Below are 15834 nucleotides of genomic sequence, written 5' to 3'. Positions count from 1 at the left end.
TTTCGGCTCCGCATCGCCTCGCAAGACGGGGTCCGGGCCTGGTGAGACACCGGACGTGCCACTAGCTTGGCGGCATGAAGATCGGTGATGTGGTGCCTGATTTCGCGGCGCCCGACGCGACCGGAGCGGAGCGGAGGCTGAGCGAACTGCTCGCCGACGGACCCGTGGTCCTTTTCTTTTACCCCGCGGCGTTCACGCCCGGGTGCACCGCGGAAGCCTGCCACTTCCGCGACATCGTCGGCGAGTTCAAGGCGCTCGGCGCGACGCCCGTCGGGATCAGCGGCGACAGCGTCGAGCGGCAGGCGGAGTTCAGCGGCAAGTACGAACTCGGCTACCCGCTGCTCGCCGACCCTGAGGGCGAGGTGCGCAAGCTGTTCGGCGTGGCCCGGGGCGTGGCGTTCGCGCCGACCAAGCGGGTGACGTTCGTCATCGACACCGACCGCAAGGTCCTGGAGGTCGTCAAGAGCGAGATCCGCATGAACGTGCACGCGGATCGCGCCCTTGCGGCGCTGCAAGGCCGTCAGGCGGTCTGAGTCCGCTCGCCGAGGTCGCGGAACCGCTGCTCGGGCAGCAGCCGCAGGTTGCCCGCCGCCGCGGCGGGGTCGCCGAGGAACCGGTCCATGTCGAAGCGCCGGGCCTCGGCGACCGTCAGCACGCCGCACAGCAGCGCGCCGTCCACGTGCACGATGACGAACGGCCCGACCTGCGCGAAGGCGTCGTCGGCGGCCCGGAGCTCCAGGGCGAGCGCGTGCAGCGCGTCCCGGCGCGGGTCGGCGCCGGTGCCGGGCAGGCCGTCGAGCAGCGCCACGAAGTCGCGGCGCAGCCGCGCCGGGTTCTTGCCGGCCAGGTAGTACTGGGTGTGCCAGGGCGCCTCGCCCGCCGGGACCTGCATCCGGACGCGCAGGTCGACCGCTTCCACGAAGTTCTCGTACGCCTTCGTCAGCAGCTCGTGCGACAGCGGGTGCGCCCCGACGAGGCCGCCGCGCACGGTCGTCGCCTCGCCTTCGGCGCTCGCATGCTGCCCGGCCAGGTGGTCCTCGACGGCGTCGAGCGCCTGCGCGAGGTCCCGGTAGCGCTCCAGGTCCCTGTCGCGCTCGGTGTCCAGCTCGTCGAGCCGGTCCAGCGCGAGGTCGGTGCGGCCGCGCAGCGCCAGCAGTTCCTCCCGGACGGCCTCCAACGCGCCCGGCGCGTCCAGGCCGGCCAGCGCCCGCGGGCCCTCCGGGGAGCCGCCGTCGCCGATCCGCTCGCGCAGGTCGACGACCGCCTCGGCCAGCCTCTCGTCCTGCTCGGCGCGGGTGGCGCGCAGTTCGGCGAGCGCGTCGGCGAGCTGGACGGCCTGCTCGGCGTCGGCGGACCGCAGGTCCTCCAGTTCGGCGCTGATCCGGCGCAGTTCCGCGCCGCCGCCCTCCCGCGCGCTCAACGCGCGCACCTCCGACAGCGCCAGATCGACCCGGACGCCCTGGGTGCGCAGCTCGGTGGCGACCTCGCCGATCCGCTCGCGGCCCGACTGCCGGACCTCGTCCAGCGCGGCCTCCAGCGCGGTGCCCTGGCGGGCGTGCTCGGTGGTGACCGCGTCGGCGAGGGCCGCCTGCTCGGTCCTGGCGTGCCGTGCCTCGGCGAGCGCCGCGGCGATGTCGCCGGCCTGGCGCTCCTGCGCGGCGCGCAGCTCGGCGAGCGCGGCGTCGACCCGTGCGGCGAGGGTCCGGTGCAGGTCGGCGACCGAGGCCTCGGTGCGGCCGGTGCGCTCCTCGATCCTGCCGACGTAGCCGGCCAGCTCGTCGTGGCGGCGCAGCGCGACGGCCAGGTCGTCCTGGCCCTGGGCGAGTTCGGAGGCGCGCTTGGTGAGGCGCGCGAGATCGGCGGCCTCGGGCCGGCCCGCGACGTCGGCGCGCAGCTCCGCGATCTCGCCGAGCGCCTCCTCCAGCCGAGCCGCCAGCCGTTCGGCGTCCTCCTGCTGACTGATGCGCTCGGCCGTCTCGCGTCTAGACCGGCCGAAGGCCAGGTAGAGCTCCGCACCGGCGACCGCCAGGCACGCGACGACCAACCACACCGCCATGGCACTCCTTAAGGCTCGGGTATCTCTGACGATAAGCCCTGAAATGCCCTGCGGTCAGGGGGTTTCGGATGTGCCTGGAGATCTTTCAGGCGGCGGCCTCGTCGAGCGCGCCGGTGACCGGGCGGGCATCCGACCCACGAGAGGTGAGGCAGCACGTTCCGCAGGCTTCGGCCTCCGGGAGCGTCACCCACAGGCAGCAGGTCTTGCGCCGGGGCGGGTCGAGCTCCATGAGGTCGCGGACCGGGCGCCCCGCCAGCGCGAGGAGGTCCGCGGCGTTCACCGGCGGCAGCAGGCCGACGTAGGTGTCGAGCGGCCGGGTGAGGGATTCGGCGACCGAACCCCACAGGTTCCGGCGGCCCGCGCGGGCGACGTCGGCGAGCGCGTCGATGAGCGGGCCGTGCAGGTCGGCGAGGAGGGAGGGGAGGTCGGTGGTGGTGCCCGGCTCCTCGGCGGTGCCGATCCGCATGTGCGGGTAGTCGTCGCCGAGGTCGCGCAGCCGCAGGGTGTCGGCGGTCCACGCGGGGAACAGGCCGCCGGTGGACGCCCAGGACAGCGCCAGCGGGATCGACGCCCAGTACGCGTAGTTCTTCCACCAGAGCGTCGCGCCGACGTGGCGGGGGGCGTTCCAGCGCGCCGCGTGCGCGGTGACCATCGTGTCGAGCGCGTCGCGGTGGGTGGTGGCGAGCTGGGTGATGGTGAGGCCGTCGGCCTCGCGGAGGCCGGCGCCGATGCCGGGCAGCTCGTCGGTCTGCGCGAAGGTGGCGAACAGTGCCAGGAGAGGCTGGAGCGTCATGCGGGTCTCCGGTTCCGGAGCCGGCCGGGCCTGCGGCCCGGGGCGGGAGGGGTCGAGCTCTAAATTAGGTGAGCCTTACCTAACTTTACCCGATCTGCCGCTTCGATCCACGGGCGGGGCCGCATTCGCCGAAACTCTGTCCGGCTCGTTATGCTTCGGCTAAGGAAAGGCTAGCCTAAGTGACGTTTCGGCTGTCCTGACCCTGTCAGGCCGAGTCGGTGGGACCCCCGGAAGGTGCGCGCATGACGAACGAGAAGCCCAGGCTGCGCGCCGAGCGACTGCGGCTGGCCTACGACGGCCGCACGATCGTCGACGACCTCGACCTCGACATCCCCGACGGCAAGGTCACCGCGGTCATCGGCCCCAACGGGTGCGGCAAGTCCACCACCCTGCGCGCGCTGGGCCGGCTGCTGAAGCCGCGGGCGGGAAGCGTCATCCTCGACGGGGAGCTCATCGACAAGCTGCCGACCCGCGACGTCGCCCGCACCATCGGCGTGCTGCCGCAGTCGCCGATCGCGCCGGGCGGCCTCACCGTCGCCGAACTCGCCGCGCGCGGCAGGCACCCGCACCAGAGCTGGTACAAGCCCTGGTCGGAGAAGGACGAGGCGGCCGTCACCGAGGCGCTTGCCCGCACCGAGCTGCTCGACCTGCGCGAACGCCAGGTGGACGAGCTGTCCGGCGGCCAGCGGCAGCGCGCGTGGATCGCCATGGTCCTCGCCCAGGGCACCGACCTCCTCCTGCTGGACGAGCCGACCACGTTCCTCGACCTCGCCCACCAGATCGACGTCCTCGACCTCGTCCGCGAGCTGAACGGCGACGGCCACACCGTCGTCATGGTCCTGCACGACCTGAACCTCGCCGCACGCTACGCCCACCACCTCGTCGCCATGCGCGACGGCCGGGTGGCCGCCCAGGGCGGCCCGGAAGAGGTCCTGACGGCCGATCTCGTCCGCGACGTCTTCGACCTCGACGCCCAGATCATCGCCGACCCGTCCTCCGGCACCCCGATGGTGATCCCGCTGAGCCGCATCAAGGCGCCCCGCTCCATCCCCGCCTGACGAGGCGGCGCCGGACGCGTGCCGGAACCGGGGAGGCCCGGCCGCCCGCGCGGCGCCGGGCCTTCGGCGTGCCCGGAGAAAGTGCCCGGAGAAAGTGCCCAGAGAAGGAGAAAGCGGGCCCGGAGAAGAAAAACCGGGCCTCTCAGCACCAGGGGGCTGTGCTGAGAGGCCCGGACGGGGGACTCCCCACCGGTTGCCAGGAGGATCTCCATTCGCTCTTGGTGATCCGGCGGTGAGTCTCTTCGTTGCTCTAAGAATGCCCAACGGTTCGGCGTTCGACACAAAGTTTTTGGTAAAGAAGGCAAGCCTTGCCTTCACATCCTGTGGTAGACGGGGCACTTCGCTGTGGTTTGTTAAGGGATGCCCTGGTTTGCGGGGGCGGGCTCGCCGACGCGGCGGGCACCGGGTTATGCTGCGCTCCCCGGAGTGCCGAATTGGATTCGGTTTCCTTGCCCCGGGTGTGCGCAGGAGGCGAAGTGAAGCAGCTCAGCGGCCGGACGGCCCTCGTGACCGGCGGCGGACGCGGCATCGGCCGGGCCATCTCGCTCGCGCTCGGAGAAGCCGGCGCGGACGTCGCGGTGAACTACACCAAGGACGCGGGCTCGGCCGAGGAGACCGTCGCGGCGCTGCGCGCCCTCGGGGTGCACGCCGAGGCCTACCAGGCCTCGATCGCCGACCCCGGCGAGGCCGCGCAACTCGTCGCGCGGGTCGCCGCCGACTTCGGCGGGCTCGGCATCCTCGTGCACAGCGCCGGGATCGCCAGCCGCGGCAGGACCGTCGCCGACACCGACCCGGCCGAGCTGGAGCGGGTCATCGGCGTGCACGCGCTCGGCGCCCACCACGTCGCGCGGGCCGCGGTGCCGCACCTGCGCGCCCAGGAGCGCGGCGACGCCGTCTTCATCTCCAGTATCGTCGCCGAGACGGCCCCCGCGGGCTCCGCCCCGTACGCGATGGCCAAGGCCGCCATGGAGGCGCTCGCCCACGTCCTGGCCAAGGAGGAGCGCCGCCACGGCGTCCACGTCAACATCGTCGCCCCCGGCCTCACCGACACCGACATGGGCCGCCGCCTCGCCCGCGCCACCACCGGCGCGGCCGACATCCGCGCCCTCGACGCGGCCTCCCCCTTCGGCCACGTCTGCTCTCCCGAAGAGGTCGCCGACGTCGTCCGCTTCCTCGTCTCCCCGGCCGCCTCGTACGTCACCGACCAGCGCATCGTCGTCGACGGCGGCACCTTCTAGGGCGCGAGAGGCCTGAGACGTCGGTTCGGGGCCGCGGGTTCGTCGCGCGAGCGCACGCCGTGCGGGGGACTCCGGTCCCTGGTCGCGGGGATCGGGCGGGGACGACGATCGCGGGTATGAAGATGACATTCGCCGGGGCGGCGGCGGCCGGAGGGGCGCTCGCGCTCGTCGCCGTGCTGGGGCAGCCCGCGGAAGCGGTCTCGTACGACACCGTCAAGCTCGTGGTCACCAGTGCCAGCGGGAAGCCGATCTATCTGGAGCACCACATCGCGAAGTGCAGGACGAAGACGAACTGCACGCAGTCGGGCAAGGACGGCACGACGAAGACCGCCAGGTACACGCAGACGATCAAGGTGCGCGGCGACCGGGCGGTGTGGGTCAGCACGACGGCGCTGAAGAAGCACCGGGTGCGGGTCTACGTGAACGGGGCGCTCGTCCGCGACCGCAAGGCGGTCTGGCAGGGGCAGGACGACGCGGGCTTCTACGTGAGCGACCTCTACATCCGCTGACGCCGGTCCCCTTGGACGTTCCCCTCGGGCGCTCCCCTCGGGCCCGGTGTCAGCCGGTGATGACGGCGATGACCGTGGTGCCCGGGGGCAGTTCGCCGGTCGCGGCCATCGTGTAGACGCCGAAGAGCATCTTGCCCGTGTAGATCGGGTCGAGGCGGACGCCGTGGCGGGTCGTGAAGTCGGCGGTGAAGGCGGTGAGCTCGGGGGTGGTGCGGGCGTAGCCGCCGTGGTGGAAGTCGGTGCGGAGCGACCAGGACTCGGACGTGCGGCCGTGTTCGGCCTGGAGGCGGCGGACCTCGTCGGCGAGGAAGCCGCCGCCCTTCAAGACGGCGAAGCCGAGGGCCCGCGCGCCGGGGCGCAGGCCCAAGGACAGCCCGGCGAGGGTGCCGCCCGTGCCTACGGGGCAGCACAGGACGTCGTAAGGCTCGGTGATCTCTTCGGCGAGCTCTACGCAACCGCGTACGGCGAGGCCGTTGGAGCCGCCTTCGGGCAGCACGTAGAAGCGGCCCGGAGGCACCGGCTTGTCTCGGTACGCCGTGCGTGAGACGTACCTGAGTTCCATGCCCTGCGCCGTCGCGAATTCCAGGACGGGGTTGAGCGGGGCGTGCTCCTCGCCGCGGATGATCCCGATCGTCCGGAAGCCGCAGCGCCGCCCGGCCGCGGCCGTCGCGCGGATGTGGTTGGAGTACGCGCCGCCGAAGGTCAGCAGCGTGTCGTGGCCCTGCGCGGCGGCCTCGGCGAGGTTGTGCCGGAGCTTGCGCCACTTGTTGCCCGGGATCTGCGGGTCGATCAGGTCGTCCCGCTTCAGCAGCAGGCGCACGCCGCCGAGCCGGTCGTCCACGATGGGCACGAGCGGCGTCGGCGGCACGTCCGGCAGCACGCGGGTCAGCCCAGTTCGGCGGCGACCGCGGCGGCGAAGGTGTCGATGTCGGACTCGGTGGTGTCGAACGACGCCATCCAGCGGACCTCGCCGGTCTGCTCGTCCCACGTGTAGAAGCGGAACCGCTTCTGCAGGCGCTCGGTGACCTCGCGCGGCAGCACCGCGAACACCGCGTTCGCCTGCACCGGCCGCTGGATCTCCAGCCCCGGAAGGCCCTCGACGGCCTTGGCGAGCCGCTGCGCCATCGCGTTGGCGTGCCGGGCGTTGCGCAGCCACAGGTCGCCCTCGTACAGCGCGACGAGCTGCGCGGAGACGAACCGCATCTTGGACGCGAGCTGCATCGCCGACTTGCGCAGGTACTTCAGCGACGGCGTCAGCTCAGGGTTCAGCGTGACGACGGCCTCGCCGAGCATCGCCCCGTTCTTCGTGCCGCCGAGCGACACCAGGTCCACCCCGGCGTCGGTGGTGAAGGCGCGGATCGGCAGGTCAAGCGTCGCGGCCGCGTTGGAGATCCGCGCCCCGTCGAGGTGGACGAGCATGTCCCGTTCATGCGCGTAGGAGGTGATCTCGGTGATCTCCTCGGGCGTGTAGCGGGTGCCCAGCTCCGTCGTCTGGGTGATCGAGACGACGTGCGGCTGCGCGCGGTGCTCATCGCCCCAGCCCCAGGCCTGGCGGTCCAGCAGCTCGGGCGTCAGCTTGCCGTCCGGCGTCGGGACCGTCCAGATCTTGATCCCGGCGACCTTCTCCGGCGCGCCGCCCTCGTCCACGTTGATGTGCGCGGTCTCCGCGGCGATCACGGCCGACCACCGGCGGGTCGCGGCCGACAGCGCGACGACGTTGGCGCCGGTCCCGTTGAACACCGCGAACGCCTCGGCGGCGGCGCCGAAGTGGTCGCGAACGACCTCCTGGAGGCGCGCGGTGTAGGCGTCCTCGCCGTAGGCGATCTGGTGCCCGTCGTTGGCCGCGACGATCGCCGCGAGCACCTCCGGGTGGATCCCGGCGTAGTTGTCGCTGGCGAAGCCGCGCTTGGAGGTGTCATGCAGGGTGCTCATGCGGCGCGGATGCCTTTCGTGGAGTCGATGACGTCGCCCAGGCGCTTGGCGAGGGCCTCGTAGAACATGCTGAGCGGGAACTCGTCCGGCAGGACCGCGTCGACCCAGGCCTTGGGCGGCTCCGCGACGGGCAGCGCGGCCACGCCCTTGGCCCACGCCGAGCCGGGGTGCGGCTCGACGTACTGCGACACCAGATCATAGGCGGCGAGCCAGTGCGCGAGCTTCGGCCGGTCGATGCCGTCCTTGTACAGGCCCTCGACCTCGGCGCACAGCGCGTTGACGGTCCCGGGCAGCCGCTCCCAGTCGAGGGTGAGCCGGTTGTCGGTCCAGTGCAGGACCCCGTGCTTGTGCAGGAAGGCGAACAGGAGCTGGCCGCCGAGCCCGTCGTAGTTGCGGACGCGCGCCCCGGTGATGGGGAAGCGGAACAGCCGGTCGAAGAGGATCGCGTACTGCACGAGCGGCGCGTGCGGCAGGTCCAGGAGGGTCGCCTCGCGGAACGTGTTGAGGTCGCAGCGCAGCTCTTCGAGCGCGTACAGCCAGTACGGCATCCGCTGCTTGATCATGAACGGGTCGAACGGCAGGTCGCCGTGGCTGTGCGTGCGGTCGTGGATGAGGTCCCACAGCACGAACGTGTCCTGAGCGAGCTCCTGGGAGGACAGGAGGCGGGCGGCGTCCGGAGGCAGGGGCAGCCGCAGCGTGTCGGCGGCGGCCCGCGAGACGCGCCGGAACCGGGCCGCCTCGCGGTCGCAGAAGATGCCGCCCCAGGTGAACTTCGGCGGGGTCTCGGCGACCGCGACGGTCTCGGGGAACAGCACCGCGGAGTTGGTGTCGTAGCCCGCGGTGAAGTCGGTGAACGCCACGGGCACGAACATCGGGTTGTCGTAGCGGGACCGCTCCAGCTCGGCCAGCCACTCGGGCCACACGACGCGGAACAGGACCGCCTCGAAGTTGCGGTCGGGGTTGCCGTTCTGCGTGTACATGGGGAAGACGACGAGGTGCTCCAGGCCGTCCTCGCGGCGCTCCTGCGGCTGGAAGGCGAGTAGTGAGCCGAGGAAGTCCGGGATGCCCAGTCCGTCCTCGTCCCAGCGGCGCAGGTCGGCGACGCAGGCGGCCAGGTAGGCGGCGTCGTGCGGGAAGAGCGGGGCCAGCGCCTCGACGGAGCCGGTGATCCGGGCGAGCGCGGCGCGCGCCTCGGGCACGGAGGCGGCCGGGACCGACCCGTCCTTGAGCTGGAGCGGGCGCAGCTCCTCGACGGCGGCCTTCAGCTCCGTCCACGCGGGGTGCGCGAAGGCCGCGGAGGAGACGGCCGCGGCGCCTCGCTCGGCGGGCTCGCCGGCCGCCCAGGTGACGATGCCGCGCCACAGGGCGGCGTGGTCGAGGTCGCCGATGGAGTCGTCGCCGAAGAGGTCGGAGTCGGCGAACACCGCGACACGCCCGGCGTCGGCGCGCACGGCGACGGCGAGGGGAGCGCCGGCGGGGTCGGCCGTGGGGGAGGTGCGCAGGAGCACCTCGCCGCCGACCGGCGCGTTGAGCGCGCCCGCCCGGTAGAAGCAGGCCGCGCCGACCCCGGCCAGGACGTCGTCCGGGCCGACGGGACCGCCGCGCTCGGCGAGCACCCAGTGCGCGACGTCCTTGTGGGAGCGACGCGGGTCCTGCACGGTCGTGGAGACGACGCCGACGCCGAAGCGGGCGAGGAGATCGCCGAGGTTCGTGCCGTACTTGTCCTGCTCGCACTCGGCGAGGACGACGAGGCCGCCGCCTCCGCGCACGAACTTCTCGATCGCGTCGAGTTCCTCGCCGGAGAAGACCGGGGAGCCGACGCCGGTCGTGCGCTCCCAGCGGTCCTCGGCCGGGTGGGCGATCACCAGGACGTCCTGGGCGGCCAGCACCTCGGGGGTGAGGGGCCCTTCGGCGTGCGGCTCGATGGCGTGCCCGGCGGCGCGCAGGAGGCCTGCCGCGCGCGTGTACCCCGCGTCGGCGGGGTGTCCGGGGTTCATCGCCTTGACGGCGTCGGCCCGGATGCTCCACGCCTCCCGGTGCGCCTCGTCGAACAGCACCTGCACGAAGCCGCGCATGGGCGAACCTCCCGGAAATCTCTCTTAATACAACAGATCTTACGGGATGTACCGTACTAGAACGGAAAATCTTCTGTCACCTCCGGTCGGCACTAGGATTTGATCCATGTCTTCTTCTCCCGTCTCCTCGAAGGTCCGGGTGCGCTTCGCGCCCTCGCCCACCGGCATGTTCCACGTCGGCGGCGCCCGCTCCGCCCTGTTCAACTGGGCCATCGCCCAGCAGACCGGGGGGACCTTCGTCCTGCGGATCGAGGACACCGACGCCAACCGCAACCGGCCCGAGTGGACCGAGGGGATCATCAGCGCCCTCGCCTGGATCGGCGTGGACAGCTCCTCGCCGCACTTCGAGGGCCCGCTCATGCAGTCCGCGCAGGAGCCGCAGCACCGCGCCGCCGTGGCCGGGCTGCTGGCCGACGGCCGCGCCTACCACTGCACCTGCACCCGTGAAGAGGTCATCGCCCGCACCGGCGACTCCAACCGCGGCTACGACGGCCACTGCCGCGACCTCGGCCGCGCCGAGGGCGTCGTGCGCTTCCGCACCCCCGACGACGGCGCGACCCCCGTCGACGACCAGGTCCGCGGCCTGGTGGAGTTCCCCAACGTCGCCATGGAGGACTTCGCGATCGCCCGCTCCGACGGGTCCCCGCTGTTCATCCTCGCCAACGTCGTCGACGACATCGAGATGGGCATCACGCACGTCCTGCGCGGCGACGAGCACCTGTCGAACACGCCCAAGCAGCAGCTCCTGTGGGACGCGCTCGGCAAGACCCCGCCGGTCTGGGCGCACGTCCCGGTGATCGTCAACGAGAAGCGGCAGAAGCTGTCCAAGCGGCGAGACAAGGTCGCCCTGGAGGACTACAAGGCCGAGGGCTACCTCGCCGACGCCATGGTCAACTACCTCATGCTGCTCGGCTGGGCCCCGTCCGGCGACCGCGAGATCGTCCCGTGGGCGGAGATGGTCGAGGAGTTCAAGGTCGCCGACATCAACAGCTCCCCGGCGTTCTTCGACGTCAAGAAGCTGCGCGCGATCAACGGCGAGTACATCCGGGCGCTGCCCCTGGAGAGGTTCATCGCCGAGGGCGAGGCGTTCCTCGACCCGTCCTGGGACCGCAAGGTGTGGGCGCAGCTCGCCGAGCTCGCGCAGACCCGCGCGGCGGTCCTGTCGGAGATCCACGCGCTGGTCGACTTCGCGTTCCTGGACGAGCCGGTCTTCGACGAGCAGTCCTGGAACAAGGCGATGAAGGAGCCGGCCGCCGAGCTGCTCGCCGCCACCGAGGAGTCCTACCGGGACGCCCCGTGGGAGGCCGAGGAGCTGAAGACCAGGCTGGAGGCCGTCGGCGCGGGGTTCGGGCTGAAGCTCGGCAAGGCCCAGGCCCCCGTGCGCGTCGCGGCCACCGGTCGCACCGTCGGGCTGCCGCTGTTCGAGTCGCTGGAGGTCCTCGGCCGCGAGCGCACCCTGGCCCGGATCGCCGCGGCCCGCGCCCGCTTGGCGGGTTGATCGCGTTCGATGGGGGCTGAGTTGGGCGGATCAGGGAAAGATCTTCATCCATGAGGCGCACCGCGATCACGCTGGCCGATGGCCGCGAGCTCATCTACTTCGACCTGGAAGGCGACCCGCCCCGGGAGGTCCGCGACAGGCGGGCGCTCCCAGAGCCGCCCCAGGCGTCCGAGCTGCGCCTCGACGAGCTGCGCGGCGAGTGGGTGGCGATCGCCGCCCACCGCCAGGCCCGCACCTTCCAGCCCCCGGCGTCCGAATGCCCGCTTGACCCGTCACGGCCGGGGTTCTCCACGGAGATCCCCGGCCCGTACCGCGTCGTCGCGTTCGAGAACCGCTTCCCGTCGTTCTCCGAGCGGATCGAGGGCTCCTCGACGGGGCCGGGCCTGCGTCCTGGGCAGGGGCGCTGCGAGGTCGTCTGCTTCACCGCCGACCACGAGGGGTCCTTCGCGCGGCTGTCCCCGCAGGACGTCCGCCTCGTCATGGACGCCTGGGCCGACCGGACGGCGGCCCTCTCGGCCACGCCCGGCGTCGAGCAGGTGTTCCCGTTCGAGAACCGCGGTGAGGAGATCGGCGTCACCCTCGCCCACCCGCACGGCCAGATCTACGGCTACCCGTACGTCACCCCGTACACGGCCCAGCACCTGGCGGCCCTCGACCAGGACCCCGACCTCTTCGCCAAGCGCCTGGAGAAGGAGCGCGCGGGAGGCCGGGTCCTCGTCTCGAACGACCACTGGACGGCCTTCGTCCCCTACGCCGCCCGCTGGCCCTTCGAGGTCCACGTCTACCCGCTGCGCAAGGTCCCCGACCTGGCGGCCCTCTCCGACGCCGAACGCGACGCGTTCTCAGCCGTCTACACCCCCGTGCTGAAGGCCTTCGACGCGCTCTTCGACGTTCCCCTCATGCCCTACATCGCCGCCTGGAACCAGGCCCCCGTCAACCACGCCCGCGACACCTACCACCTCCACCTCCAGCTCTTCACCATCCGGCGGGCCCAGAACAAGCTGAAGTACCTGGCCGGCTCCGAGTCGGCCATGGGCGCGTTCATCAACGACGTCAGACCCGAACAGGCCGCCTCGATGCTCCGCGAGGCCCTGGCCCGCGCCACGGCCCCCGACGCCCCCGGCCACAAACAGATCCCCGGCCTCAGCTAGCCACCGCCGGGGGAGCGCCCCTGGGATGGGACGTGGCAGGGCGCGCAGGGATGCCACCGTCGCATCGCCCCGCGCGCGGTCGGCGGTCGTGCTCAGGGCTCCGTCAGAGCCTCGCCACGCCGGCCAGGACGCGGAGCGCGGTCCTCTCCCCGGTCTCCCGCCCGTCCGCGGTCGGCCAGGCGTGCACGTCGACGAGGCCCGGCGGGACGAGTTCGAGCCCGCCGAACAGCGCTCGCACGGTCTCGAAGGTGCGGACGGTCAAGGCTCCGGCGTAGGCCTCGCGGATGACGTCGGCCTGCTCGGGGGTGACGCCGCCCTCCGAGGCGACGTGGCTCACCGCGAGGAGCGACCCTGGCGCGAGCGCGCCGGCGTAGGCGCGCACGAGCGCCCCGGGGTCGTCGGTCCGCACGAGGTGCAGGACCGATCCGAGGATGATCGCCGCGGGCCGGGACAGGTCGAGGTGCCCTCTGACCGCCTCCAGCACCTCCGCCGTGCGGGTGATGTCGGAATGCCGGTAGATCGTTCCGTCGGTTTCCAGGACCGTGCGACCGCGGGCGAGCACCGCGTCGTCGTTGTCGACGTAGACCACGCGGGCCTTCGGGTCGATCGCCTGCGCGACCTCGTGGACGTTCGGGTGCGCGGGCAGGCCGCAGCCCAGGTCGATGATCTGCGAGATCCCCTGGCCCGCGGCGTACTCGGTGACCCGCAGCACCCAGGCCCTGTTGTCCGCGGCGAGCCGGGGGCCGTTCTCGGCGGCCCGACGGATCGACTCCGCCAGGCGTCGTGAGCTGGATCCGGTGTCCGCCGCGTCGCCGTGGAGGGCCGCGTAGAGCTCGGCCGACCGGCCGCCGGACGCGCCCCCTTCGGAATCGGGGCCCGGGGTCGCGTCGGTGGCGTCGTCGCCGTGGTCGCTGTCGTGCACGTGTCATGTGTACGGCCGCGCGGCGATCATGGCGAGCGCGCCGGCTGTCCGGATACGGCCACGGCGGCTCGCGGCGGGGCGGTGTGCGCCGACGGTCGCGTGCGGCACCGGTGTCCGCCCGGTCGGTTTCAGTCGGTCAGGCGGATGAGGCGGAGGTCGGCTGCGGTGGCGACGGCCGCGGTGCGGGAGTCGACGCCGAGTTTGGCGTAGATGTGGATGAGGTGGGTCTTCACGGTGGCCTCGCTGATGAACAGGTGGCGGGCGAGGTCGCGGTTGGTGCGGCCCTCGGCGAGGAGGGCGAGGATCTCGATCTCGCGCGGGGTGAGCGCGAGCGAGGGGCGGCGCACCCGGTTCATGAGCCTGCCCGCGACCTTCGGCGACAGGGCCGTCTCGCCTCGGGCGGCGGCGCGGACTCCGGCGAAGAGTTCGTCGGGCGGGCCCGCCTTGAGGAGGTAGCCGGTGGCGCCTGCTTCGACGGCCCGGGTGATGTCGGCGTCGGAGTCGTAGGTGGTGAGCACGAGGACGTGGGGCGGGTCCGGCAGCGCCAGGATGCGGCGGGTCGCCTCGACGCCGTCGATGCCCGTGCCGAGCCGGAGGTCCATGAGGACGACGTCGGGCGCGTCCAGGCCCGCCCTGCGGACCGCCTCCTCGCCGTCGGCTGCCTCGGCGACGAGGTCGAGGTCGGCCTCGCCCGCGAGGAGCGCGGCGAGCCCGGCCCGGACGACCGGATGGTCGTCGACGATCATCACCCTGACGGTCATGCCGTCCTCCGGGGAACCGTAGCGGCGATCGTGGTGCCCTCGCCGGGGGCGGTCTCGACGGTGAGGGCGCCGCCGACGGCGGCCAGGCGGTCCCGCATGGAGGGCAGCCCGCGGCCGCGGCCCGGGGCGGGGACGGCGGCGGGGTCGAAGCCGGAGCCGTCGTCGTGGACGTCGAGGGTGACGGCGTCGCCGACGTAGGTGAGGGTGATCACGACGCGGTCGGGGGCGGCGTGCTCGGCGGCGTTGGCGAGGGCGCCCTGGGCGACCCGCAGCAGGGCCTCGCGCAGGTCGTGCGGGAGCTCGCGCTCACCGCCCTCCACGCGGACCTCCACCGCGGCGGGACTGCGGTTGCCGAGGGCGCGGAGGGCCTCGGGGAGGGTGCCCGCGCCGAGGTCGTGCGCGCCGAGGCCGCGGATGAACCTGCGGGCCTCCTCCAGGCCGGCCGAGGCGGTCCCGGCGGCCTGCGCGGCCAGCGCGCGGGCGCGGCCCGGGTCGTGGTCGAAGGCGCGGTCGGCGGCCTGGAGCAGCATGCCCATGCTGGTGAGGCCCTGCGCGAGGCTGTCGTGGATCTCCCTGGCCAGCCGCTCCCGCTCGGCCATGACCCCCGCCGCGCGCTGGGCGGAGGCCAGTTCTCCGCGGGTCCGGGTGAGATCGTCGATCAGCCGCTGGAGCAGCACGAAGACCGTCGACGTCATCGCCGCGACGCCGATGGGGGCCAGCACGAGGCTGGGGTCGAACCTGTCGGCGACCTGGATCTGCACCGAGATCACCGCGACCGTCAGCACGATCACCACCACGGCGGTGAAGCGGTGGGGGAGGACCCGGAGGCTGACGAAGAACAGCGGGACCGCGCACCAGGAGAAGCTGGGCGCGATCTCCGTCAGCCACAGCCAGCACGCGACGAGGGCGAGCAGCCACCACACCCGGTGCCTGCCGAGCCGCTCCCAGCACAGCACGCCCGCCCCGTACAGGACGCCGAGGACGGTCGACAGGGTGAGCGGGACCACCGTGTAGGGGACCGCGCCGTGCCGCGTGATCATCCGGAGCGCGGAGGCGAGCAGGAGCAGGTAGAAGCCCGCGCTGACGGCGGCCGTCAGCCTCCTCTGCGATGCGTCCATCAACACCCTCCGTAGCCGACCACATCGGCGGCGTCGGCGTATCCACCATAAGGTGGATTTCGGAGTGCGCCTTTCGGGCTTTTCAGATCATTCGTTTCCCTGACGGGTGCGGGACCGTCCCGGCGGAGAGTGGGAGGTGCGAGGCCGCAGGGGCCCCGCGCCGAACAGGAAGAACCCCGATGCAGAAGCTGATCGCCACCGTCGCCGGCGGACTCGTCCTCGCCGCGGGCACCGCAGCCCTCACCTCCGGCTCCGCCTCCGCCGCGCCCGACCGGGACGTCGTCCAGACGCTGGACACGCTGACCGACGAGGCCGCGCTGAAGGTCGCCGACGCGATCCGCAAGGCGGCCGACAAGGAGAAGCAGCGGGTCACCGTCGCGATCGTGGACCGCTCCGGCGCGCTCAAGATCATCCTGCGGGGCGACGGCTCAGGACCGCAGACCGAGGAGTCCGCCGAGCGCAAGGCTTTCACCGCGGTCGGCTTCGGCCGCCCGACCGCCGACCTCGCCGGCGGCGTCTCCGGCGCGGGCGCCACCCTCCGCGACATCCCCGGCACCCTGTTCCTCGGCGGCGGCCTCCCGATCATGTCGGGCGGCTCCCCCATCGCGGGCATCGGCGTGGCGGGCGCCCCGTCCGGCGACATCGACGCCCGCCTCGCCCAGGAGGGCCTCAAGGCCGTCCAGCGCGGCCTGGACTGACACCGTGCGGTGCCGCGGGCCGATC

General features: G+C 72.6%; 15 protein-coding genes. 7 read left to right on the top strand and 8 right to left on the bottom strand.

What is annotated here, in order from left to right:
• Window positions 1-74 precede the first annotated feature (74 nt).
• On the top strand, window positions 75-533 hold the full coding sequence (locus ACYVOM_RS17310; RefSeq protein WP_460304419.1) for a peroxiredoxin: 459 nt from the start codon (window positions 75-77) through the stop codon (window positions 531-533).
• On the opposite strand, the gene ACYVOM_RS17305 is transcribed toward ACYVOM_RS17310, so the two are convergent.
• Window positions 521-2056, bottom strand: coding sequence for a hypothetical protein (locus ACYVOM_RS17305; protein ID WP_460304529.1), 1536 nt, complete (start codon window positions 2054-2056; stop codon window positions 521-523). The two genes, ACYVOM_RS17310 and ACYVOM_RS17305, sit on opposite strands and share 13 nt — an antisense overlap.
• Before the next feature lie 85 nt (window positions 2057-2141).
• The gene (locus ACYVOM_RS17300; protein ID WP_460304418.1) at window positions 2142-2849 is read right to left on the bottom strand and encodes a (2Fe-2S)-binding protein; all 708 of its coding nucleotides are present in this window, start codon (window positions 2847-2849) and stop codon (window positions 2142-2144) included.
• Window positions 2850-3091: 242 nt separating this feature from the next.
• On the opposite strand from ACYVOM_RS17300, the gene ACYVOM_RS17295 reads away from it, so the two are divergent.
• From ACYVOM_RS17295 to ACYVOM_RS17285, 3 genes are all read left to right on the top strand, one after another.
• Window positions 3092-3907, top strand: coding sequence for an ABC transporter ATP-binding protein (locus tag ACYVOM_RS17295; protein WP_460304417.1), 816 nt, complete (start codon window positions 3092-3094; stop codon window positions 3905-3907).
• Between the two features lie 476 nt (window positions 3908-4383).
• Window positions 4384-5145 (top strand): SDR family NAD(P)-dependent oxidoreductase, encoded by a 762-nt coding sequence (locus ACYVOM_RS17290; RefSeq protein ID WP_460304416.1) that lies wholly within the window; start codon window positions 4384-4386, stop codon window positions 5143-5145.
• A gap of 116 nt (window positions 5146-5261) precedes the next feature.
• On the top strand, window positions 5262-5654 hold the full coding sequence (locus tag ACYVOM_RS17285; RefSeq protein WP_460304415.1) for a hypothetical protein: 393 nt from the start codon (window positions 5262-5264) through the stop codon (window positions 5652-5654).
• Between the two features lie 49 nt (window positions 5655-5703).
• Here the strand turns inward: ACYVOM_RS17285 and ACYVOM_RS17280 are convergent, their stop codons facing one another.
• From ACYVOM_RS17280 to ACYVOM_RS17270, 3 genes are read right to left on the bottom strand one after another with little or no spacing between them, the layout of a single operon-like run.
• Complete coding sequence (locus ACYVOM_RS17280; RefSeq protein WP_460304414.1) at window positions 5704-6534, bottom strand: 1-aminocyclopropane-1-carboxylate deaminase/D-cysteine desulfhydrase; 831 nt, start codon at window positions 6532-6534, stop codon at window positions 5704-5706.
• A gap of 5 nt (window positions 6535-6539) precedes the next feature.
• Window positions 6540-7586 (bottom strand): threonine aldolase family protein, encoded by a 1047-nt coding sequence (locus tag ACYVOM_RS17275; protein WP_460304413.1) that lies wholly within the window; start codon window positions 7584-7586, stop codon window positions 6540-6542.
• Window positions 7583-9661, bottom strand: a complete 2079-nt coding sequence (locus ACYVOM_RS17270) for a DUF6421 family protein (RefSeq protein WP_460304412.1) — start codon at window positions 9659-9661, stop codon at window positions 7583-7585. Before ACYVOM_RS17270 ends, ACYVOM_RS17275 begins: the two co-directional genes overlap by 4 nt.
• Window positions 9662-9767: 106 nt before the next feature.
• Here ACYVOM_RS17270 and gltX point away from each other — a divergent pair, with 106 nt between their 5' ends.
• The gene (gene gltX / locus ACYVOM_RS17265) at window positions 9768-11159 is read left to right on the top strand and encodes a glutamate--tRNA ligase (protein ID WP_460304411.1); all 1392 of its coding nucleotides are present in this window, start codon (window positions 9768-9770) and stop codon (window positions 11157-11159) included.
• 50 nt (window positions 11160-11209) lie between these two features.
• The gene (gene galT / locus ACYVOM_RS17260; RefSeq protein ID WP_460304410.1) at window positions 11210-12310 is read left to right on the top strand and encodes a galactose-1-phosphate uridylyltransferase; all 1101 of its coding nucleotides are present in this window, start codon (window positions 11210-11212) and stop codon (window positions 12308-12310) included.
• Between the two features lie 103 nt (window positions 12311-12413).
• Here galT and ACYVOM_RS17255 read toward each other — a convergent pair whose 3' ends face one another.
• The 3 genes from ACYVOM_RS17255 to ACYVOM_RS17245 all read right to left on the bottom strand — a co-directional run bounded on the left by ACYVOM_RS17255 (window position 12414) and on the right by ACYVOM_RS17245 (window position 15111).
• Window positions 12414-13232 (bottom strand): SAM-dependent methyltransferase, encoded by an 819-nt coding sequence (locus ACYVOM_RS17255; RefSeq protein WP_460304409.1) that lies wholly within the window; start codon window positions 13230-13232, stop codon window positions 12414-12416.
• Between the two features lie 128 nt (window positions 13233-13360).
• Complete coding sequence (locus tag ACYVOM_RS17250) at window positions 13361-13993, bottom strand: response regulator (RefSeq protein WP_460304408.1); 633 nt, start codon at window positions 13991-13993, stop codon at window positions 13361-13363.
• The gene (locus ACYVOM_RS17245) at window positions 13990-15111 is read right to left on the bottom strand and encodes a sensor histidine kinase (RefSeq protein WP_460304407.1); all 1122 of its coding nucleotides are present in this window, start codon (window positions 15109-15111) and stop codon (window positions 13990-13992) included. Before ACYVOM_RS17245 ends, ACYVOM_RS17250 begins: the two co-directional genes overlap by 4 nt.
• Window positions 15112-15290: 179 nt before the next feature.
• On the opposite strand from ACYVOM_RS17245, the gene ACYVOM_RS17240 reads away from it, so the two are divergent.
• Window positions 15291-15809, top strand: coding sequence for a GlcG/HbpS family heme-binding protein (locus tag ACYVOM_RS17240; RefSeq protein WP_460304406.1), 519 nt, complete (start codon window positions 15291-15293; stop codon window positions 15807-15809).
• Window positions 15810-15834 lie beyond the last annotated feature (25 nt).

It is taken from the genome of Actinocorallia aurea, from assembly GCF_054783995.1.
This window is presented reverse-complemented; position numbering and strand designations above follow the sequence as displayed.